Below are 20,268 nucleotides of genomic sequence, written 5' to 3'. Positions count from 1 at the left end.
TCGACCTGGAGAGACCAGCCTTGCGCCTGAGCGTACTCGATCAGAGTCCCATCCGCGCGGGCTGCACACCAGCGGACGCCGTGCGGGAAAGCGTCGAACTCGCAAGGGTTTGCGACCGGCTCGGCTATCACCGGTACTGGCTGGCCGAGCATCATGCCTCCGCCGGGCTTGCCGGCGCCGCGCCCGAGATCCTGATCGGCCACATTGCCCAGGCGACGCGCCATATCCGTGTCGGCTCCGGCGGGGTGATGCTGAACCATTACTCGGCGCTGAAGGTGGCGGAGTGCTTCCGAATGCTGGAGACCCTGCATCCGGGCCGCATCGATCTCGGCCTCGGCCGCGCGCCGGGGAGTGATCAGAGAACCATGCAGGTGCTGCGCGCGGGGCCGGGATCCGCACCGGTCGACTATTACCCCCGGCAGGTGCTGGACACGATCGGCTTCCTCAATGACGCGCTGGAGCCCGATCATCCCTTCTACGGCATCGAGGCGCAGCCGAAGGGGCCGACCGCGCCGGAGGTCTGGCTGCTGGGATCGTCGGCGGACAGCGCCTCCTATGCCGCGCATTTCGGTCTGCCGTTTTCTTTCGCCCATTTCATCGCCCCGCGCGGCGGCGATCAGGTGACGGCGGCCTACCGGCAGGCCTTCCGTCCCTCCGACTACTGCCCCGCGCCGATGACCTCGGTCGGCGTCTTCGCGCTGGCCGCAGACACCGACGAACAGGCGCAGTACCTGGTCAAGTCCCGCAATCTGTGGCTGGTCCGCCTGATGAAGGGGGAACTGGCGCCGTTCCCGACGCCGGAGGAAGCCGACGCCTACGACTATGGTCCCCATGATCTGGCGATCCTGGAGGCCAATCGCGGCCGTTCGATCGCCGGCGACGCCGCGGCGGTGCGTTCGCAGCTCATGGCGTTCGCCGAACGATACGGCACCGATGAGCTTGTCATCGTCACCATCAGCCACGACTTCGACGCCCGCGTGCGTTCCTATGAACTGCTGGCCGAGGCGTTCGGTCTGACGGCGCGGGCGGCGGCATGACGACAGGCACGATGGACGAAAGCGCCTCGGCGCGCGTTGGCGGCCTGCGCGCCTGGATCGTCTGGTTCCTGGGCGCCAACGCCTTCTTCTACGCCTTCTTCGAACGGGCGGCCCCCAGCGTCATGGTCGACCAGTTGATGGGCGCCTTCGCCGCGGGCGCGGGCGTCGTGGGCAACCTGGCCGCGCTCTATCTCTACATCTACGCCTTGCTGCAGCTTCCCGTGGGTCTGCTGCTGGACCGCTGGGGACCCCAGAAGCTGCTTGCTTCCGGGATGGAGATCGCGGGGCTCGGCGTGGCGACCTTCGCCCTGGCGGACAATATCTGGGTCGCCTATGCGGGCCGCCTGGCGATCGGCGCGGGCTCCGCCGTGGGCTTCATTTCGGCGCTCACGCTGGCTGCCCACTGGCAGCCGCCGCACCGCTTCGGACTCTTTTCCGGCATGACCATGGGTTATGCCATGGTCGGCGGCTTCCTGGCGCAGGGCCCGCTCGGCGCGCTGGTCGAATCCTATGGCTGGCGCGATCCCCTGCTGGTGACGGCGGTCTGGGGGGTCGTGCTGGCGGCGCTGATCTGGCTGGTTGTCCGCGACCGGCCCGATGGCAGGCCCGTGCAGCGGACGGGCAACCAGAGCCTCGGACGCTCGCTGGTGCAGGCCATGAGTCTGGGCCACAACTGGGTGCTTGCGATCTATGGCCTCGTCATCTCGGGCCCTTTCCTGGCCTACGGCCTGCTCTGGGGGGTGCCGCACATGATGCTGGTCTATGGCATCGAGCGCGACACAGCCGGATTCAGCGCCAGCCTGATGACCATCGGTTTCGCCATCGGCGGCCCCCTCGGCGGCTTCCTCTCGGACTATTTCCGCCGCCGCAAGCTGCCGCTGATATTCGCTTCTCTCCTTTCGCTGGTGCTCTGGGCGACCATGCTGTACGCCCCGACGCTGCCGTTGCCGGTCTATCAGGTGCTTCTGTTCCTGGTCGGCCTGTTCGGCGGCTCCATGATCCTCGTCATCGCTCTGGGGCGGGAGCTTTCGCCGCCCTCCATCGGCGGCGCCGTGACCGGTTTCGTCAATGGCGCCTTCGTCGGCGGCGGCGCGCTGCTGCAGCCGATCATCGGTATCGTGCTCGACTGGGTCTGGGATGGTACGGTGTCCGCCGACGGCGGGGTGCCGGTCTATACGCCGGCCAACTACGACACGGCGCTGGTGATCATCCCGGTGGCGTCCGGCATTGGCTTCCTGCTGTCGCTTCTGATGCGCGAAAGCCATTGCAGACCGGTCGGTGAATGAGCAGCGAACACAAGATTACCCGCGAAGGCATCCTGGAAGGGGCGGTGGAGGAACGGCTGCAGGAAGCCGAGCGCAAGGGCCTGCTGCAGCGTCTGCCGGAAGAGGTGCGTATTCGCGAGCGTGAGCGGGTGCTGGCCGAGATGGGCGAGACGGTCTGGGTCTTCGGCTATGGTTCGCTGATCTGGAATCCGGCCTTCCACTACGTCGAAAGCCGTCCGGGCCGCATCCACGGCTTTCATCGCAGCTTCTGCCTGGAGACGCCGCTGGGGCGCGGATCGCCCGAGGCGCCGGGGCTGGTACTGGGCCTCGACAGGGGCGGATCGTGCCAGGGCGTCGCCTTCCGCGTCGCGCCGGAGCTTGCCGCGCACGAACTCGACATCGTCTTCCGCCGGGAGATGGTCAGCGACGCCTATCTCGCCCGCGTGGTCCGGGTGCATACCGCCGACGGGCCGGTCCGCGCCGTGACCTTCGTGATCAACCCCGTGAGCCCGCGCTATTGCTGCAAGCTGGACCTTGAGAAAAGCGCGCAGATGATCGCGAGGGCCGAAGGCTGGCTGGGGCCCTGTTCGGACTATCTTCTGAACACGGTCGATCACCTGGCGGAGCTGAAGCTGGTCGATCATGGCCTGTTCCGGCTGGCGGAACGGGTGCGGGAGATTCAGGCCGCCGCCTGACGGCGCGCCAGCTCCGCGAGCCGGGCGGCGACGCCGCCGACGGCGTGGGACCAGTCCCGCTCCGGCAGGCGGACGAAATCGGTCATGTTCGGAAAGAACGGATTGACCGGCTGGCCCAGCGCGAACTCGTAGGGCAGGCGGGAGAGCACGAGCGACGGCACGCCGAGGCTGGCCGCGAGCTGGCGCGAGGTGTTGGTCGGTCCGATCACCACGTCGAGGCCAGCGGTGAGCCGCGCGACTCCGTCGAAGTCGTCCTTCATGTCCAGGCCCGGCGTCCGTTCGATCCGGATGCCGAAGCGGCCCTCGGCCTCGCCGATCTCGCCGGCGACGTCGCCATATTGCAGGTTCACCCAGGTGACGCCCGGGACGGCGAAGATCGGGCCCCAGTGTTCGAGCGGGACGTAGCCCCGGTCGCGCAACCGGCTGCGCCTTGTGCTGGTCCATGAGATGCCGACGCGCAGCCCGTCGCCTGCGTGCGTCGGCGTCTCGGCCGACAACAGCGGCGGGGCGGAAGGGAAATCCTCCAGCCGCCGCCGGAAGATGGTCTGCAGGCTGCCGGCCTCGATGAAGGCGTCGAATCTCGGCGCCTCGGCCAGCCAGTCATAGCCCCGGTGGACGCCGGGCTTCTCCGAGCCTTGCCATGGGACGAAACGCACGTCCGGGAAGCTGCGGGAGAGCAGTTCCGCCAGCCGGGGGTCGCATTCCCACCAGAGCTCGCCGCACGCGGCCCGCGCATCGGGAAGGCAGTGCAGGAAGTGCAGTTCGTCGCCCACGCCCTGCTCGGCGGCGACCAGCAGACGGCCGTCGGGCATGACGCGGCCGTTCCAGCGCTTCAGCTTCAGGTCGCGGCGGACGAAGCCCGGGTAGGTCGGCTCCAGCCGCGCGTCATAGTCCCGCCAGCCGGCCTCAATGTCGCCCGTCGCCAGGGCGAACAGGGCGTGATTGAAGCGAAGCGCCGCATCGTCGGGCCTGAGCTTCAACGCCGTGTGGTAGAACTCTCGCGCTTCCCCGGGCCGGCCGTCGGCGAACAGAACCTCGGCCAGGTTGCCGGCCGCGGCGCCGTCCTTCGGATCGAGCCGCAGCGCCTCTTTCAGGAACGTCTTGGCGTTCGCGTGGTCTTCCAGGTCCGCCATCACCGCGCCCAGCGTCGTCCACAACGGCGCGCAGGTCTCGTCGAGCTGGATCGCCGACTGGAGAAGCTCGATGGCGTCCTCCTGGCGCTCCAGGTCGCGGAGCGCGTGAGCCAGGCCGCAGATCGCCGCCGGCGAGCCCGGCTCCGCCATGGCAGCCTCGCGGAAGAAGCCGGCGGCCTGCTCCGGAGCCTTGAGATCGCGGGCGAGACGGCCAAGCGCGGTCAGCGTCTCGGCATTGCCCGGCGCGACCGAAAGCGCCCGCTCGAAGGCGTCGACGGCGCCGGCGGCATCGCCCAGCGCCTGCAGCGCGGTGGCGCGGCCCTGGTGGACCTGAAAGTCGCGCGGGCTCGCGGCGGCGGCCTGGTCGAAACAGATCAGCGCCTGATCCGGCCGGCCGCGCGACAGCGCCGCCCAGCCACGGGCCGCAGCTTTCGATCCGGCTTTGGATGTTCTGATCATGGGGGCCATCATCGGATGGCATGGTTAAGGAATCGTCGCGGTGCTAGCCTTCCCCGGCACCGCATTGAGGAGGGGAGGATTCAATGGCCGGACCGAAGATCGACACGGTGCGCCTGCAGCGCATCTCCAAGGGCTACTGGGAAGCGGGCGCGTTCTTCGCCGCCATCGACCTGGAGGCCTTCACCCTGATCGACGCGGGCAAGAATACGGTCGAGAAGCTGGGCGCCGCCGCCGGCATTGGCGCGCTCAATGCGGAGCGGCTGCTCGACGCCCTGGCCGGCATGGACCTGGTGACCCGTGACGCAAGCGGCGTCTACGCGAACCCGCCGGACGTCGACCGCTTCCTGGTCAAGGGCAAGCCGGGCTATGCCGGCGCCTGGATGTGCTTCCTCAGGGAAAGCTGGCCCGACTGGAACCGCATGGCCGAGATCCTGAAGCAGGACACGCCGGCCGACCGGCTCGGCATGTATGACGACCTGACCGAGGAAAGCGCGCGCGCCTATCACGAGGCGACCTATTCGATCGGTCTCGGTGCGGCGCGCAAGTTCCACCGGGAGGTCGACCTGTCCGGACGGCGGCGCATCATGGACCTGGGCGGCGGTTCCGGCGCCTACTGCATCGTCGCCGCCGACACCTATCCGGAGATCGAAGGGGTCGTGCTCGATCTGCCGCCCGTGGTGCCCGTGGCCCGCGACTACATCGCGAAGCATGGCGTCGGCGACCGGGTCAGCGCCGAGGTCTGCGACTTCACCGCCGATCCGCTGCCCCGGGGCTGCGACGTGGCGATCCAGGCATCCAACCTGCCGATCTATGACCGCGCGATCATCGGCGCACTGGTGCAGCGCATCCACGACGCGCTGGAGCCGGGCGGCGAGTATCACCTGATCGGGGAGATGGTCGACGACGACCGCATGGGCCCGATCGGCCCGGCGCTCTGGGGGCTCTACGAGGCGATTCCCGGCTCGACCGGCCACGCCCATTCGATCGCGGAATGCATTGGCTATCTGGAGGCCGCCGGCTTCGAGAATGTCACGGCGACGGAGTTCATTCCGAAGACGCTGACGCGGGTCACGGGCAGCAAGCGGAGGTAGTGACGCCCGAGATGACGGCGCCCTCGGACTCGATCCGAGGGCCCAGAGGAAAACACATGCTGTGCTGGGTTCTCGGGTCGGGCCCGAAAACGCCGGCCGGGGACTAACCGAGTTTCAGCGCCCCGCGGACCTGGCCTTCGGCCTTGTCGAGAGCAGCGTCGTCCTCGCCATAGAGGCGGGCGACGGGCTTGCGCGGGCCGGTGACGAAGCCGGCCTCCGCGATCCGGCCGATGGCGCCTCTGGGCCCCAGGGTCTCGAGCGCCGCGCGCAGCGGCCCGCCATTCCAGGCGCTGATCGCGCCGCGCCGGTCGGCCATGACGTCGCGGCGCTTCGCCGCCAGCGGCGCGACCTCGCCCGGATTGCGTAATGCGTCCTCGCCGAAGATCAGCGCGAAGCGTTCGGCCGCCGTGCCGGATGTCAGCCCGCCCTCCATGGCGTAGAAGGCGCTGGTGCGGTCGAATTCCCTGAGCCCGGTCAGGATATAGGCGCCGGTTTCGATCACCGCCTTCTCCAGTGCGCCGCCGCGGGCCTTGCCGGTCAGCAGACCGGCGACCTCGTGGAACCGCGCCTTGCCCAGCGTGCGGCCGATCGGTATGGGGCGCGTGAAGGGCGGCTCGCCGATCCAGAAGACGCGCTCCGCCGGAATCCGCTCCGACGCCCGCGCGCCCGCGCCGCGCAGCATCATCAGGCCGCCGTCCTCCAGCCGGTCGCAGTCGAAGGGCAGGAAGTCGTCAATGGCAGCGGCCACGCTGCAGCCCGTCGCCGCCAGCACGGGCGCGAGCGCCAGCACGAGCGGTGAAGGCGGGTGTTCCGTCGAGAGCAATCCGATCCGTGCCATCCGGCCATCCTGCGCAATCGAGTTCGATTCGTCGCCGCCGTTCGACAGCGCCCGGGCCGCGCACTACCATGCCTGCCAGAATTCGGGAGATCCGGAGATGCCCGACACCGGCGCGACGATGAACGACCTGCACCTGCTTCAGCAACTGGAGCGGAAGGTACTGTGGCTGTCGTCCTGGACGATCCATCACGCCAACCATGTGCGCGAGAACCGCGACGGGCTGAAGGTCGGCGGCCACCAGGCCTCCTGCGCTTCGGTGTCGACATTGATGACCGCGCTCTATTTCGCGGTGCTCAGGCCCGAGGACCGGGTCGCGGTGAAACCCCACGCTTCGCCGGTCTTCCACGCCATCCAGTATTTGTTCGGTCGCCAGAGCCGGGAGCGGCTGGAGCGGTTCCGGGCCTGGGGCGGGGCCCAGTCCTATCCCTCCCGGACCAAGGACGCCGACGATGTGGACTATTCGACGGGGTCCGTCGGGCTCGGCGTCGCGGCGACCATGTTCTCCTCGATGATCCAGGACTATGTCCGTCTGCAGGGTCTCGCAGATGACGGCGAGCCGCCGGCGCGCATGGTCGCCGTGCTCGGCGACGCCGAGCTGGACGAGGGCAATGTCTTCGAAGCCCTGATGGAGGGCTGGAAGCACGACGTGCGGAACCTCTGGTGGATCATCGACTACAACCGCCAGAGCCTGGATGGCGTGGTCAACGACCGGTTGTTCGAGAAGATCACGGGCTTCTTCCGCGCCGTGGGCTGGGAAGTGGTGACGCTGAAATACGGCAAGCTGCAGCAGCAGGCCTTCGAGGGGCCGGCGGGCGGCGCGCTGAAGGCCTGGATCGACGACTGTCCGAACCAGCTCTATTCGGCGCTGACCTTCAAGGGCGGCGCGGCCTGGCGGGAGCACCTTGCCCGCGATCTGAAGGACGCCGATGGCGGTCGCGAGTTTCTCGACAGCCACGACGACGCGGCGCTGCAGCGCCTGATGACCAATCTGGCCGGTCACGACATGGCCGCAGTGCTGGAGGGGCTGCGCGGCGTCAATTCCGATCTGCCGCACTGCTTCGTCGCCTACACGGTCAAGGGCTTCGGCCTGCCGCTGGCCGGCCACAAGGACAATCACGCCGGCCTGATGACGCCGGACCAGATGGCTGGTTTCCGCGAGATCATGGGCGTCGCCGAGGGCGAGGAGTGGTCGCCGACCGCGGGTCTGGAGGCCGATGCCGACGACCTGATGGCCTTCCTGCGCGCCGCGCCCTTCAACGCCCGCAAGCCGCTGCCGCCGGCGCCGCTGATCGACGTGCCGGAGATCGCCGCGCCGGCCGGCGAGCGCATGTCCACGCAGGAGGCGTTCGGACGGATACTCAACGATCTGAGCCGGGAAGACAGCGACTTCACCCGGCGCATGATCACGGCCTCACCCGACGTCACGGTCTCGACCAATCTCGGACCCTGGGTGAACCGGCGAAGAATCTTCGACCGCAACCCGCAGCCGGACGTCTTCCGCGAGGAACACGTCGCCTCCCCGCAGCGCTGGGAGAAGTCGCCGACGGGCCAGCATGTCGAACTGGGCATTGCGGAGAACAATCTCTTCCTCTTCCTCTCGCAGGCGGGGCTCGCCGACCGCCAGTTCGGCGCCCGGCTCCTGCCGGTGGGCACGCTCTACGATCCCTTCATCGCCCGGGGGCTCGATGCGCTGAACTACGCCTGCTACCAGGACGCGCGGTTCATGGTGGTGGCGACGCCGTCGGGCGTCTCGCTGGCGCCGGAAGGCGGCGCGCACCAGTCGGTCTCGACTCCGCTGATCGGCCTGGGCCAGCCGGGCCTGCTCAGCTACGAGCCCGCCTTCGCCGACGAACTGGCGGCGATCATGGCTTTCGGCTTTCGCCACATGCAGGCCGACGACGGCGCCGCGATCTATCTCCGGCTTTCGACCCGGGCGCTGGCGCAGCCCGAGCGCGAGCTTTCCGCGGGCGAGCGCGATGCGGCGGTGCTCGGCGCACGCTGGCTGGTGGAACCGTCCGGCGACGCCGAGGTGGCCGTCGCCTTTCAGGGCGCGATCGCAGCCGAGGCGCTGAAGGCGTTCGAGGAGATCGCGGCTGACTGCCCCGGTGCGGGACTGCTCGCGGTGACCTCGGCCGACCGGCTCTACCGGCACTGGAAGCGCGACGGCGAGCGCAGCCATGTCGCGGCGCTGCTGGGCCGGCTGGCGCCGGACGCGGGGCTTGTCACCGTGATCGACGGCCATCCCGCGACGCTCGCCTGGCTGGGCGGTGTGAAGGGGCACGCGACCGAGGCGCTGGGCGTCACTCGCTTCGGCCAGTCGGGCGACACGATCGATCTCTACGCCGATCAGGGCATCGACGCCGACGCCATAGCCGATGCCGCGGCCCGGGCGCTGGTCCGCCGCGCGGCGCGCTGAGCGGCCCCTTCGGGGCTGGACAGGCAGCAATTGCCTGCCGATGATCCGGCCGCCGCGGGGGAGGATTCATGGACGACAAGACCGATTATTTCGCCAACAAGCGCAATCCGGACGAGCACTACCGCCATTTCGACCCGGAAGACCCGCACGAGGTCAACACCGGCCCCTTCCACTGGCGCAAGAAGGGAGGGCAGGTGCAGTTCGCCTTCCGCGCCGAACGCAAGCACTGCAATTCCGGCGGTATCGTCCATGGCGGTCTGCTGATGACCTTCGCCGATCTGATGATGTGCGGCACCGCCACCGAGGGCACGGACGACCGCGGCGTCTACACGGTCGCCTTCAATGCGGAATTCGTGGCCAGCGGCGAGGAGGGGGATCTGGTCAAGGCTCGCGCCGAAGTGGTGCGGCGGACACCCAAGACGGTCTTCATCCGCGGCGAGATCTACACCGACGACCGGATCGTGCTCACCTGTTCAGCCGTCCTGCGCCGCATCCGCGCCGCCTGACGGCCGCACGAGGGCGAGCAGCGGCGACAGCAGGGCGTCGAGGCTTTCCGGCTGGTCGAGCCGCAGGGCGACCTCGACGACCGTGACCTTGGCGCGCTGTTCCGCCGCCAGGCGGACCCCGTCCTTCGCGGTCGTCACCGGAATGGCGTTCTCCGCCGCCGCCGCCTTCAGCACAGCTTCGATCTCGGTCTTGCGGAAGGGATGATGATCGGGGAAATCCCGGTATCCGGTGATCTCCGCGCCGATGCTGCGCAGGGTCTCGCGGAACTTTTCGGGCCGGGCGATGCCGCAGAAGGCGTGGACCCGGCAGCCGGCCAGCGCCTGCGCGGCCGTATCGGGAATGAGATCGCCTCGCAGCACGGAAAGGGGCCCGCGCTGCAGCCGTTCGCCGATGCTTCCGCCGCCAATGGCGATTACGGCGTTGGCGCGGCCGAGGCCGGTGGCGATGCTTTCCCTGAGCGGGCCGGCGGGAAAGACCGCGCCGTTGCCGAAGCCGTATGCGGTGTCGACGACGATGATCGAGAGCGCCTTGACCAGGGCCGGGTTCTGGTGCCCGTCGTCCATCACGATGATGTCGGCGTGGCGCGCCAGCAGTTCCGCGCCCCGGCGGCGGTCGGCGGCGACCACCGTCGGGCCGTGCGCGGCGTGAAGCAGGGCTTCGTCGCCGACCTCAGCCGCGCTGTGGCGCGACGGATCGACCAGGGTTGCGCCCCGTCCCGACAGTCCGCCGCCATATCCCCGGCTCAGCACGCCCGGCCGTAGCCCATGAGCGCGGAACCAGTCGGCGAGCATCCGGACAGTGGGCGTCTTGCCGGCGCCCCCCATTACGAGATTGCCGACACAGACCACTGGAACGCCGGGGTCATGGGGATTGGCCGTTGCCCGCCGCAGCCAAGCGGCCGCCCGCCAGGGTAGACTGAAGGGCCGCAGCGCCAGCCGCGGCAGGGCGGCCCCGCCGGGCGCCCAGAAATGCGGGGCCTTCATGACCCGGGCAGCAGCGGCTCCAGACGGGCCATGACCCGGTCCAGAACCGCCGACTGGCGGGCCGCGATGGCGAGCGCCCGTGCGCCGAGGCTGTTGCGCTCGTCCGCGTGGGCGATCAGCCGCGCCAGAGAGGCGGCGAGTTCCTCGCTGTCCTGCACTTCGATCAGGGCGCCTTCGGAGCGCAGGTCTGCAACCACGTCGGCGAAGTTGTGGGTATGCGGACCGGTCAGCAGCCCGCGCCCGAAGCGCGCGGGCTCCAGCAGGTTCTGCCCGCCATGGGGCACCAGGGAACCGCCCACGAAGACCGGCCCGTCCAGACGGTAGAACAGGCCCAGTTCCCCGATGGTGTCGGCAATGTAGACGCCGCAGTCGGGGCCCGGCGTCTGCCCTGCCGTGCGCTGGCTCCACGCGATTCCGCGCTTTTCCGCCTTGCGGGCCATGTCTGCGGCGCGGGCGGGATGACGCGGTACCAGAACGGTGAGCAGGTCCGGGAAACTGTCGCGCAGGGTCAGATGGGCATCCAGCGCGATGTCGTCCTCGCCCGGATGGATGCTGGCGGCGATCCAGAATGGCCGCGCGGCCACGATCCCGCGCAGGCGCGCCAGCTCTTCCTCGTCGGCGGGCAGGGGATCGGCGGCGTATTTCAGGTTGCCCTCGCAGCGGACATTGGCGCCGCCCAGGTCGGCGAAACGGGCTGCCGCCTCGTCGGTCTGCGCCAGGATCAGGCGGAAGGCCGAGAGCAGCTCCCGCGCCGCACCGGGCGCCATCCGCCACCGCCGCCAGGAACGGCGCGACATCCGGCCGTTGATCAGCGCCATGGGCCGGCCCGTGCCCGCCATGGCGGCGAGCAGGTTCGGCCAAAGCTCGCTTTCGATCCAGATCGCCATGTCGGGCCGCCAGTGGGCGACGAAACGCCCGGTCGCATCCGGCAGGTCGACGGGCACGTACTGGTGCAGGGCGCCGTCGGGCAGGTCCCGCGACAGCATTTGCCCCGACGTCACCGTGCCCGTGGTGATCAGGATGGCCGTTCCGGGGCGTTCGGCGCGCAGCCGGTGAATCAGGCGGAGCACGGACTGCGCCTCCCCGACGCTTGCGGCGTGCAGCCAGATCAGCGGCCCCTCGGGCCGGGGCAGGGAGGCGTGGCCCATGCGCTCCCCGATCCGGTCCGGGTCTTCCTTGCCGGCGCGCAGACGGCGGCGGAGCAGCGCTTGTCCGAGCGGCGCGGCCGCGCGGCCCGCCCGCCGGTAAAGCCAGAGGATCATTCGGCCCCGACTGCCGCCGCAGCCGTGATCTCCGCGTCGCCCGAATAGAGCTCGGCATAGCGCCCGCCGCGGGCCATCAACTCGCCATGGCTGCCGGATTCCGCCACCCGCCCGTCCTCGATGACATAGATCCGGTCGGCGTTGATCACGGTGGAAAGCCGGTGGGCGACCGTGATGGTCGAGCGGCCCTTCTGAAGGCGGTTGAGCGCAGCCTGGACCTTGCGCTCGGAATCCGCGTCCAGCGCCGAGGTCGCTTCGTCCAGCAGCAGGATCGGCGCGTCCCGCAGCATGGCGCGCGCAATGGCGATGCGCTGGCGCTGGCCGCCCGAGAGCCGGAATCCGGCCGACCCCACAACGGTCTGATAGCCGTCCGGCAGCGCCGAAATGAAGCCGTGGGCGTTCGCACCCTCGGCCGCGGCCTCTATCTCGTCGTCGGTCGCGTCGGGCTTGGAATAGGCGATATTGGCGCGCACCGTGTCATCGAACAGGGCGGTTTCCTGGCTGACGAAGCCGATGGCGCGGCGCAGGCTCTCGACGCTGACCGCGTCGACTGCCTGGTTGTCGATCGTCACCTGGCCGCCGCTGGTGTCGTAGAAGCGGCCGACGAGGTTGAGGATCGTCGATTTGCCGCCGCCGGACTGGCCGACCAGCGCGATGGTCTCGCCGGGCCGGCATTCCAGCGTGATGCCGTGCAGCGCCTCGGTACCGTCGGGGTAGACGAAGCGGACGTCGTCGAAGCGGACATGGCCGCGCGGCACCTTCAGTTCCCGCCCGCCGGAGCGGTCCTCGATCTGCGGCAGGCTGTCCAGCGCGTCGAACAGCCGTTCCGCCGCCGCCAGGCCCGACTGGAAGGCAGCGTTGACCTTGCCGAGCTGGCGGATCGGCGAAGCCGCGAGCAGCAACGCGGTGAGAAAGGCGAAGAAGGCGCCGGGCGTGAGCGCGCCCTCGATCACCCTGATGCCGCCATAGAGCACCGCGGCGGCCACCGCGACGCCGGCGATGACCTCGATGATCGGGCTGATCAGCGCGCGCACGCGCAGGTTCTTCAACAGGGTTGCGAGCCGGATCGCCAGCGCGTCCCTGGCGCGTCGGGCCTCGTAGTCCTCCCGATTGTAGGCCTTGACCTGGCGGATGCTCGTCAGGGTGTCGGAGAGAAAGGAGGCGAGAAAGCCCGATGCCTGCTGCACCTGCTGCGACGATTTCCGCGAGAGCCGGCCGATGCGCGCGATGGGCAGGCCGGCCGCCGGGAGCACGATCATCGCCACCAGCGCCATCTGCCAGTCCTTGGTGAACATCACGATGATCAGCGCGATGGCGGTCATGGAGTCCCGCACCAGGGCCACAAAGGTCGTCGCCAGCGCTTCCTGCATCATCTGCGCGTCGGTCAGGAAGCGGCTGATCGACTGTCCGACCGTGTGATTGTAGAAGAACCGCAGATCGGAGCGGATCATGCGGTCGTAGAGATCGCCCTGGACGTCGTTCGCCACGCGTATGCCGACCGCCCGCATCACATAGTGCTGGCCGAAAGTCGCTACCGCCATGACGGTGAAGATGCCGATGATCATCAGCGGGATCCCGAACAGCTTCTCGCGGTTCTGGTTGATGAAGATCTCGTTGATGATCGGCTCCATCATGTGGGCGATGGCGCCGGTCGTGCCGGCGACCACGGCGATGGAGATCAGGCCGATGACCAGGTCCCGCTTGTAGCGGGACATGTAGTCCGACCAGATCCGGCGCACGAGCCTGCCCGTCGGCGTCCGCCGTCCCGCGCCCTTCGAAGCCTTCTGATTCTGCACGTCCGTTCCGTCTCTTGCGGGAAAGGCGCGGACCATATCATCGCCGCCGCGCCGGGTTAAGCCGGTCAGTCCGCAGCCGTTGCGGCATAAAGCGACAGTCCCTGTGCGGACTCCAGTTGGGGCAGGGCAGCTTCCATCGCTTCGCCGAGTGCAGCCAGGGCAGCGCGCGCCTCGGGAAACCGGCCCTCGCGGGCGAACGCCGTGACCTGCTTCAGATCCTTCGCCCAGGACCGTGTCGCTTCCCGCGCATCCGTCGCCTCGGGGCGGTAGCGGCGGTGCACCCGGCCGACCTCCATCGCCACCATGTCCGCGATCAGGTCGGCGCGGACGAAATCCTCGTCCAGAAGCGGCTGCTCGAGCACCTCCAGGAAGCCGAGCAGACGCGCCAGATCTCCGGCCGGCGTCTCCGGATCGAACCGCCGCGTGACCGCCCTCGCGGCCTGGAGCCAGTCAAGGATCGGTTCCAGCGCCTCCGCCGGCGGCGGATCCCGATGCGCCGCCACGGCGGCCCGGAGGGTGGGCGCCGATCCGTCATGCAGATAGGGCGCGCTCTCGGCAAGGCCGAAGACGGCCGGCGGCTCGAAAAAGCCGCCCGTACCGATGTCGTGGCGAGCCGGCGGCGGCAGAGCGTCGTCATCGCCATGGCAATCCGCGCAGTGGTCCCGGTAGGCCGCACGCCTGGCGTCCGCGGCCTCATCCCCGGTGTCCGGGCGTGGCGGGAGGGCGAGTTGCTGCTGATAGGCGACCAGGGCGTCGAGCAGCCACGGTTCGATCTCCGGACCGCCGAACTCGTTCATGATCACGTGGCGGCTGAAGTCCCGCAGGCTGGCGACACGGCCGTCATGGCCGTATGGAGCGGTCAGCCGCACGCCGCGAAGGCTGGGGATATTCACCGGATTGTCGATCCCGTCGTCCTCGCGGAAATGGAACTCGCGGTGCGTGACGTCCACATTGCCGGGTCTGTCCGAAGCGCCGGGAACGAAGAAACGCACATTGGCCGCGCCGTTCGGGTGGCAGGCGTCGCAGGAGAGACCGCGCCGAGCGGCCTCCCGGCCGAGGGTCAGCGGGCTGCGGAAGGCGAGTTCCCCCAGCCGGGCCATGTAGCCCATGGTCCCGCCCTGCATTTCGGCCCGGATCCAGCGGGCCGGGCGTTCGCTCAGCGTGGTCTGGACCGTCGAGCCGGGCGGCAGCCATTTCAGCGGATCTTCCTGGGCGAGGCCCGCGCCAGCCGGAATCAGGGACGCGGCCAGCATGACGAGCGATGGCATCAGACGCCGCCGTTGCCGCGCCGCGCCGTCGCCGCAGGAGCGGAGCCGCCCCCTGTCCGGTGAATTCCGGCCGCTCAGGCGCACTTCGAATGGCCGCAGGAAAGGCATGTGTCGCAGCCCTCCATGCGCGCCAGACTGGCCTCGCCGCAGCGCGGGCACTGGCGCATGGCGGCGGGCGTGTTCTGCTCGCCCACGGCAATGGTCTTCGCCTGGGCCTCCAGCTCGGGCCGCTTCGGATCGGCCATGAAGCCGATGGAGATCATGTGCTTCTCGATCACCTCGCCGATGGCGGCCAGCATGGAGGGCACGTAGCGGCCCTTGATCCAGGCCCCGCCGCGCGGGTCGAAGACCGCCTTGAGTTCCTCGACGACGAAGCTGACATCGCCGCCGCGGCGGAAGACGGCGGAGATCATCCGCGTCAGCGCCACCGTCCAGGCGAAATGCTCGACGTTCTTGGAATTGACGAAGATCTCGAAGGGCCGCCGGCGGCCATCCTGGATGATGTCGTTCAGCGTGATGTAGATGGCGTGGTCGCTTTCCGGCCAGTTCAGCTTGTAGGTCTGGCCGGGCAGCACGCCGGGCCGGTCCAGCGGCTGCGTCATGTAGACAACGCCGCCGGACTCGTAGGGATCCTTCGCCTTCGGTTGCGGCTTCGCCGCCTCGGCCCGCGGCGCCAGCGGCAATTCGGCCTGCTCGTCCGCCGCCTTGTCCGCTTCCTTCTTCTTCACCGACAGAACGGCGCCGGTGACCTCGTTCGGGCGGTAGGTCGTGCAGCCCTTGCAGCCGCTCTCGTAGGCCAGCAGGTAGATGTCCTTGAAATCCTCGAAGCCGATCTCTTCGGGGCAGTTGATGGTCTTGGAAATCGATGCGTCGATGTACTTCTGGACCGCGGCCTGCATGGCGACATGCTCGGCCGGGCTGAGCGACTGGGCATCCACGAAGTAATCGGGCAGCGGCCGGTCGCCGTGCATGCGCCGCCATAGCCGGAAGGCGTAGTCGGTCACCTCCTCCTCCCGCCTGGAGCCGTCGGGCATGAGGACCGCGCGGTTGTAGGCGAAGCTGAACACGGGCTCGAGACCAGAGGAGATATTGTCGGCGAACAGCGAGATGGTGCCCGTGGGCGCGATCGAAGTGACCAGCGCATTGCGCACCCCGTCGCGTGCGATCGCCTCCCGGACGTCGGCGTCCAGTTCCGCGATGCTCTCTCCCGCCAGATAGCGGTCCCGGTCGAACAGGGGGAACGGACCCTTCTCCCGCGCCAGTTCGGCGGACGCGAGATAGGCGTGTCGGCGGATCGCGGCCATCCACCGTTCGGTCATCGCCACGGCTTCTGCGGAGCCGTAACGGGCGCGGCACATGATCAGCGCGTCGGCGAGGCCGGTGACGCCCAGGCCGATGCGGCGCTTGGCCTGCGCCTCCTTCTGCTGTTCCTCCAGCGGGAAGTTGGAGACGTCGGTGACGTTGTCCATCATCCGCACCGCCACCGGCACCAGTTCCGCCAGCCGGTCCTCGTCCAGCCGGGCGTCGTCGGTGAAGGGATCGACGACCAGCGCGGCGAGATTGATCGAACCCAGCAGGCACGCGCCGTAGGGCGGCAGCGGCTGCTCCCCGCAGGGATTGGTCGCCGAGATTTCCTCGCAGTAGTGCAGGTTGTTGCGCTGGTTGATGCGGTCGATGAAGATCACGCCCGGTTCGGCGTAGGCGTAGGTCGCGCGCATGATGCGGTCCCATAGATCGCGGGCGCGCAGCGAGCGGTAGGTCCGCCCGCCGAAGGTCAGTTCCCAGCTATCGTCGGCCTTGACCGCCTCCATGAAGGCATCGGTCACCAGCACCGACAGGTTGAACATGCGCAGCCGGCCCGGATCCTCCTTGGCGGCGATGAAGGCTTCGATGTCGGGGTGATCGCAGCGCATGGTGGCCATCATCGCGCCGCGGCGGTGGCCGGCGGACATGATGGTCCGGCACATGGCGTCCCAGACATCCATGAAGCTGAGCGGCCCCGACGCGTCGGCGCCGACGCCCTTCACCGGCGCGCCCTTCGGCCGGAGCGTGGAGAAGTCGTAGCCGATGCCGCCGCCCGCCTGCATGGTCAGCGCGGCTTCCTTCAGATGTTCGAAGATGCCGGCCATGTCGTCGGGGACCGTCCCCATGACGAAACAGTTGAACAGCGTCACCCGCCGCGAGGCGCCGGCTCCGGCGATGATCCGGCCTGCGGGAAGGAAGCGGAAATCCTCGAGCGCGCGGTAGAAGGTCTCCTCCCAGCGCGCCGCGTCTGCGCCCTCCACCGAGGCGAGCGCCTTCGCGATCCGGCGCCAGCTGTCTTCCAGGGTCTGGTCGACCGGCTGCCCGTCCGGGCCCTTCAGGCGGTATTTCATGTCCCAGATCTGCTGGGAAAGGGGAGCGATCGCGTTCATCTTCGGCTTTCCGCGGCGGGATTGGAGGACACGGGATCATAGGCCATGCGTTGCCGCCAATCAACGAAGCGTTCTCTTTATGTTTACGGCATTCGCCCACCGATCAGTGAACAGGCAGAGCGGGCGGTCACGCCGTTCTCCACCCATATATCCACCGCTGTGGACGAATTTCAGCCCCCGGCTTCGAGTTTCCGGGTTCCGCCTTCGATGGCTGCCTCCAGGCGCTGCATGAAATCCTTGCGTTCCAGGTCCGGCGGGATGGGCTCCATGTATTCCAGCACGATCTCGCCGGGCCACTTCATGAAGCCCTTGCGCGCCCAGTGACTGCCTGAGTTGAGGGCCACCGGGATCACGGGCAGGCCGAGATCGCGATAGAGCGCGGCGACACCGGGCAGATAGCGGCGTGTCTCGCCGGGGAGGACGCGCGTGCCTTCGGGAAAGATGATCAGGTGACGGCCGTCGTCGCGGGCCCTGCGGGCGTGGCGCAGCATGTCCTTCAGGGCCGCCGCACCCGCCCCGCGGTCGATAGGGATCTGGCGCGTGTGGCGGCAATACCAGCCATAGACGGGCACCCGCAGCAGTTCGCGCTTCATGACGATGGCGGGATCGTCGACCTCGATATGCCAGATGATGGTGTCCCACATGGACTGGTGCTTGACCGCCAGGATCGCTGGCGCGGGCAGCAGGTTCTCACGGCCCAGCACGCTCCAGCGCGTTCCCACCAGCCAGCGCAGGCCCCAGTTCAGTCCCATTGCCCAGATGCGCTGGCCCCGCATCACCGCCTGACGCGGCAGCAGCAGGCCGGGCAGGAAGGCGACGTTCATCACCGCCGACCAGAGCCAGAACCATATGGTGAACAGGAGTGCGCGGACGACGGTCATCGGAAGCGCAGGTCGCCGATGTCGGCCGTCAGCCGGGCGCGAACGAGACTGAAGAGATACTTGTGATATTCCAGAGCGATGCGCCGCCGCGTGGGCGAGTTCCACCACCAGCGCTCCGGATTGTCCTCGCCGGCGCGGGTGGGCAGCGGCTCCAGGCGCACGTCAGCCATCACCCGGCGCATCTCGACCAGGCTGCGCGGCATGTGGTAGGCGGCAGTCACCACGACCAGCGAGGAGATATTGTTGCGCCGGACCCAGCGCGCTGTCTCCTCAGCATTGCCGACCGTGTCCTTGGCCCGCCGGTCGAGTTCGATGCAGCAGTCGAACAGCGCCTCGTCGGTGGAGAAGGCGGCGGCAATCTCGGATTTCGCCGTGCCGTCGCCCACGCCTGTGATCAGCATGCGCGCGTCCGGATAGCGCTTCAGCAGTTCCAGCCCCCCCGAGATGCGTCCGGCCGAACCGGTGAGCACGACGATGCCCTCGGCCGGTCCGGGACTGGTGGGAATGCTGTAGACCCGCCAGGCGAAACCCAGCAGCCCGCCGAGCCAGAGCGCGACGAGGCACAGGAGCAGGCGGATCACGACACCCGAACGGCTCACCAGCGTTTCCTCAGCATGCCCATGACCGTATAGCGCGCCGTCAGCGTGGCGACGAGGGCGATGATGACGGGCAGAACGGCCATGGCGATCCAGCCGGACGCCATCGGGCTCAGGCCCTGAAGCAGTTCCGAACTCTCCAGTCGCGCCGCGCCGACGCCGAAACCGATGACGATCAGGCCGGGGATGACGCCGCCCAGACCGCCGGCCAGCCCCTGCCACATGGCGTGACGCTGGAAACGGCGCGCGATGTAGGTCTCGTCGGCGCCGATCAGGCGCAAAAGCTCCACGGTGTCCTGCTGCGCCGAAAGCGAGGCGCGGGTGGCGAAAATGGTGACAAGAACGATCACGGCGATGGCGATCAGCGCCAGTGCGCCGGCGACGAGACCGGCCATGCCGGCGAGCTGTTGCAGAGGTTTCAGCCAGCTCTCCGAACGGTCGACGACGATGCCTTCGCGGCCCCCCAGGCGGGCCGCCACGACGCGCGCCGCCGTGGGCGCGGTCAGGCGCACCTCGATCAGCAGCGGCAAGGGCAGGGCGTTGTCCGTACCCGCCCGGTCCGCGTCGCCGATCCACGGCGCCAGCAGTTCCGCGACCGCACGGCGGGGCAGGGCTTCGACTTCCAGCACCTCGGACATGGCGCCCAGTTCCCGCACCAGTGCCCTGGCCGTGCCCTCGGCGCCCGGCGCGGCGGTCACGCGCACGGTCAGCCGGTCGCCGCCCAGATCGCCCCAGGAGGCCGTCAGCGCCGCCAGCGAGAACGCCGCGCCGATGGCGATGGCGACCACGAAGGACAGCGCCGCGATGATCCACGGCATGAAACGGCTGGACGGATCGCGCTCGAGGGCGAGTTCCCGGCCGCTCATGCGGGCGCCGCCGCAGGCTGGTCGGCGTCAAGCCTTCCGTCCTCCAGGCGCAGCACCGGATAGGCGAACCGCGTTGGCAGCGCCGGGTCGTGCGTGGCGATGAGCACCGTGGTGCCGAGACCGTTCAGCTTGACGAACAGCGTCATCAGCCGCTCGCCCATCTCCCGGTCGACATTGCCTGTGGGCTCGTCTGCCAGCAGCAGGCGGGGCCCGCCGATGACGGCACGGGCGATGGCGACGCGTTGTTTCTCGCCGCCAGAGAGTGTCGGCGGGCGCGCATCCGTCTTGTCGGTCAAGCCGACCCAGGCCATCATTTCGGCGACATAGTTGCGGATGTCGGCGGCCGGCAGCCGGCCGGCCAGGCGCAGCGGAAGGGCGACGTTCTCGGCCGCGCTCAGGTGATCCAGCAGGCGGAAATCCTGGAACACCACGCCGACGCGCCGGCGCATGGCCGGCACCTGGCGGCGCGGCACCTCGTTGACGTCCTTGCCGAACATGGCCATCAGGCCCCGGCTCGGCCGCTGCGAGAGATGCAGCAGGCTGAGCAACGAGGACTTCCCGGCGCCGGAGCGGCCGGTAAGAAAATGGAAGGAGCCCGGCGCGAGGTCGAGGTCGAGCCCGCGCAGCACTTCGGGCCCGCTGCCGTAGCGCAATCCGACATTGCGCAGCGTCACCAGGGGGGAAGCTGCCGATCTTTCATCGCCGTTGGTCACGTCCGCCCCGCATTGCCGCCGCCTTGAACGGCTTTTGATAAGCTGCCT

17 protein-coding genes are annotated in these 20,268 nt (G+C 68.9%); 6 read left to right on the top strand and 11 right to left on the bottom strand.

The window, feature by feature from the left end; genetic code table 11:
* The first annotated feature begins 20 nt into the window (after nucleotides 1-20).
* Genes CWC60_RS20330 through CWC60_RS20320 form a run of 3 tightly spaced genes read left to right on the top strand, consistent with a single transcriptional unit; the run spans nucleotide 21 to nucleotide 2,997 of the window.
* On the top strand, nucleotides 21-1,037 hold the full coding sequence (locus CWC60_RS20330; protein WP_109795761.1) for an LLM class flavin-dependent oxidoreductase: 1,017 nt from the start codon (nucleotides 21-23) through the stop codon (nucleotides 1,035-1,037).
* On the top strand, nucleotides 1,034-2,323 hold the full coding sequence (locus tag CWC60_RS20325; RefSeq protein ID WP_109795760.1) for an MFS transporter: 1,290 nt from the start codon (nucleotides 1,034-1,036) through the stop codon (nucleotides 2,321-2,323). Before CWC60_RS20330 ends, CWC60_RS20325 begins: the two co-directional genes overlap by 4 nt.
* Nucleotides 2,320-2,997, top strand: a complete 678-nt coding sequence (locus tag CWC60_RS20320) for a gamma-glutamylcyclotransferase (protein WP_109795759.1) — start codon at nucleotides 2,320-2,322, stop codon at nucleotides 2,995-2,997. The genes CWC60_RS20325 and CWC60_RS20320 overlap by 4 nt, the downstream gene beginning before the upstream one ends.
* Here CWC60_RS20320 and CWC60_RS20315 read toward each other — a convergent pair.
* Complete coding sequence (locus CWC60_RS20315) at nucleotides 2,982-4,589, bottom strand: tetratricopeptide repeat protein (RefSeq protein WP_164516661.1); 1,608 nt, start codon at nucleotides 4,587-4,589, stop codon at nucleotides 2,982-2,984. The two genes, CWC60_RS20320 and CWC60_RS20315, sit on opposite strands and share 16 nt — an antisense overlap.
* An 83-nt stretch (nucleotides 4,590-4,672) precedes the next feature.
* On the opposite strand from CWC60_RS20315, the gene CWC60_RS20310 reads away from it, so the two are divergent.
* The gene (locus CWC60_RS20310) at nucleotides 4,673-5,680 is read left to right on the top strand and encodes a methyltransferase (RefSeq protein ID WP_109795757.1); all 1,008 of its coding nucleotides are present in this window, start codon (nucleotides 4,673-4,675) and stop codon (nucleotides 5,678-5,680) included.
* 103 nt (nucleotides 5,681-5,783) lie between these two features.
* Here the strand turns inward: CWC60_RS20310 and CWC60_RS20305 are convergent, their stop codons facing one another.
* A complete protein-coding gene (locus CWC60_RS20305; RefSeq protein ID WP_125182841.1) occupies nucleotides 5,784-6,518 on the bottom strand; it encodes a hypothetical protein in 735 nt (244 codons plus the stop codon).
* 97 nt (nucleotides 6,519-6,615) lie between these two features.
* Here CWC60_RS20305 and CWC60_RS20300 point away from each other — a divergent pair, with 97 nt between their 5' ends.
* Together CWC60_RS20300 and CWC60_RS20295 are read left to right on the top strand one after the other, a co-directional pair.
* Nucleotides 6,616-8,934 (top strand): 1-deoxy-D-xylulose-5-phosphate synthase N-terminal domain-containing protein, encoded by a 2,319-nt coding sequence (locus CWC60_RS20300; protein WP_109795755.1) that lies wholly within the window; start codon nucleotides 6,616-6,618, stop codon nucleotides 8,932-8,934.
* A 68-nt stretch (nucleotides 8,935-9,002) separates the two neighbouring features.
* A complete protein-coding gene (locus CWC60_RS20295; RefSeq protein WP_109795754.1) occupies nucleotides 9,003-9,440 on the top strand; it encodes a PaaI family thioesterase in 438 nt (145 codons plus the stop codon).
* Here CWC60_RS20295 and lpxK read toward each other — a convergent pair.
* The 9 genes from lpxK to CWC60_RS20255 all read right to left on the bottom strand — a co-directional run bounded on the left by lpxK (nucleotide 9,408) and on the right by CWC60_RS20255 (nucleotide 20,220).
* A complete protein-coding gene (gene lpxK / locus CWC60_RS20290; RefSeq protein WP_109795753.1) occupies nucleotides 9,408-10,424 on the bottom strand; it encodes a tetraacyldisaccharide 4'-kinase in 1,017 nt (338 codons plus the stop codon). The genes CWC60_RS20295 and lpxK overlap by 33 nt on opposite strands.
* Nucleotides 10,421-11,686: a 3-deoxy-D-manno-octulosonic acid transferase gene (locus tag CWC60_RS20285; protein WP_109795752.1), complete on the bottom strand. Its 1,266-nt coding sequence runs from the start codon at nucleotides 11,684-11,686 to the stop codon at nucleotides 10,421-10,423. The genes lpxK and CWC60_RS20285 overlap by 4 nt, the downstream gene beginning before the upstream one ends.
* Nucleotides 11,683-13,482, bottom strand: coding sequence for an ABC transporter ATP-binding protein (locus CWC60_RS20280; RefSeq protein WP_164516660.1), 1,800 nt, complete (start codon nucleotides 13,480-13,482; stop codon nucleotides 11,683-11,685). The genes CWC60_RS20285 and CWC60_RS20280 overlap by 4 nt, the downstream gene beginning before the upstream one ends.
* A 65-nt stretch (nucleotides 13,483-13,547) precedes the next feature.
* Nucleotides 13,548-14,750 carry a hypothetical protein gene (locus CWC60_RS20275; protein ID WP_125182840.1) on the bottom strand — a complete coding sequence of 401 codons (1,203 nt, stop codon included), beginning with the start codon at nucleotides 14,748-14,750 and terminating at the stop codon, nucleotides 13,548-13,550.
* Between the two features lie 74 nt (nucleotides 14,751-14,824).
* A complete protein-coding gene (locus CWC60_RS20270) occupies nucleotides 14,825-17,164 on the bottom strand; it encodes an adenosylcobalamin-dependent ribonucleoside-diphosphate reductase (RefSeq protein ID WP_109795749.1) in 2,340 nt (779 codons plus the stop codon).
* 170 nt (nucleotides 17,165-17,334) lie between these two features.
* On the bottom strand, nucleotides 17,335-18,045 hold the full coding sequence (locus tag CWC60_RS20265) for a lysophospholipid acyltransferase family protein (protein ID WP_109795748.1): 711 nt from the start codon (nucleotides 18,043-18,045) through the stop codon (nucleotides 17,335-17,337).
* Entirely contained in the window at nucleotides 18,042-18,644 is a 603-nt protein-coding gene (locus tag CWC60_RS23785) for a YdcF family protein (RefSeq protein ID WP_164516659.1), read from the bottom strand. The genes CWC60_RS20265 and CWC60_RS23785 overlap by 4 nt, the downstream gene beginning before the upstream one ends.
* Nucleotides 18,641-19,507, bottom strand: coding sequence for a cell division protein FtsX (locus CWC60_RS23780; RefSeq protein ID WP_164516658.1), 867 nt, complete (start codon nucleotides 19,505-19,507; stop codon nucleotides 18,641-18,643). The genes CWC60_RS23785 and CWC60_RS23780 overlap by 4 nt, the downstream gene beginning before the upstream one ends.
* The gene (locus tag CWC60_RS20255) at nucleotides 19,504-20,220 is read right to left on the bottom strand and encodes a cell division ATP-binding protein FtsE (protein WP_206420066.1); all 717 of its coding nucleotides are present in this window, start codon (nucleotides 20,218-20,220) and stop codon (nucleotides 19,504-19,506) included. Before CWC60_RS20255 ends, CWC60_RS23780 begins: the two co-directional genes overlap by 4 nt.
* Nucleotides 20,221-20,268: the final 48 nt, after the last annotated feature.

Source organism: Minwuia thermotolerans (assembly GCF_002924445.1).
Lineage (GTDB): Bacteria > Pseudomonadota > Alphaproteobacteria > Minwuiales > Minwuiaceae > Minwuia > Minwuia thermotolerans.
Note: the sequence above shows the minus strand (reverse complement) of the source record. Positions and strands in the feature narration are given on the sequence as shown.

Coding starts and splice junctions, on each gene's coding strand:
- CWC60_RS20300 (WP_109795755.1), top strand. CDS start 6,616: ATGCCCGACACCGGCGCGACGATGAACGACCTGCACCTGCTTCAGCAA.
- CWC60_RS20305 (WP_125182841.1), bottom strand. CDS start 6,518: ATGGCACGGATCGGATTGCTCTCGACGGAACACCCGCCTTCACCGCTC.
- CWC60_RS23780 (WP_164516658.1), bottom strand. CDS start 19,507: ATGAGCGGCCGGGAACTCGCCCTCGAGCGCGATCCGTCCAGCCGTTTC.
- CWC60_RS20320 (WP_109795759.1), top strand. CDS start 2,320: ATGAGCAGCGAACACAAGATTACCCGCGAAGGCATCCTGGAAGGGGCG.
- CWC60_RS20270 (WP_109795749.1), bottom strand. CDS start 17,164: ATGAACGCGATCGCTCCCCTTTCCCAGCAGATCTGGGACATGAAATAC.
- CWC60_RS20315 (WP_164516661.1), bottom strand. CDS start 4,589: ATGATCAGAACATCCAAAGCCGGATCGAAAGCTGCGGCCCGTGGCTGG.
- CWC60_RS20265 (WP_109795748.1), bottom strand. CDS start 18,045: ATGACCGTCGTCCGCGCACTCCTGTTCACCATATGGTTCTGGCTCTGG.
- lpxK (WP_109795753.1), bottom strand. CDS start 10,424: ATGAAGGCCCCGCATTTCTGGGCGCCCGGCGGGGCCGCCCTGCCGCGG.
- CWC60_RS20295 (WP_109795754.1), top strand. CDS start 9,003: ATGGACGACAAGACCGATTATTTCGCCAACAAGCGCAATCCGGACGAG.
- CWC60_RS20275 (WP_125182840.1), bottom strand. CDS start 14,750: ATGCCATCGCTCGTCATGCTGGCCGCGTCCCTGATTCCGGCTGGCGCG.
- CWC60_RS20310 (WP_109795757.1), top strand. CDS start 4,673: ATGGCCGGACCGAAGATCGACACGGTGCGCCTGCAGCGCATCTCCAAG.
- CWC60_RS20285 (WP_109795752.1), bottom strand. CDS start 11,686: ATGATCCTCTGGCTTTACCGGCGGGCGGGCCGCGCGGCCGCGCCGCTC.
- CWC60_RS20325 (WP_109795760.1), top strand. CDS start 1,034: ATGACGACAGGCACGATGGACGAAAGCGCCTCGGCGCGCGTTGGCGGC.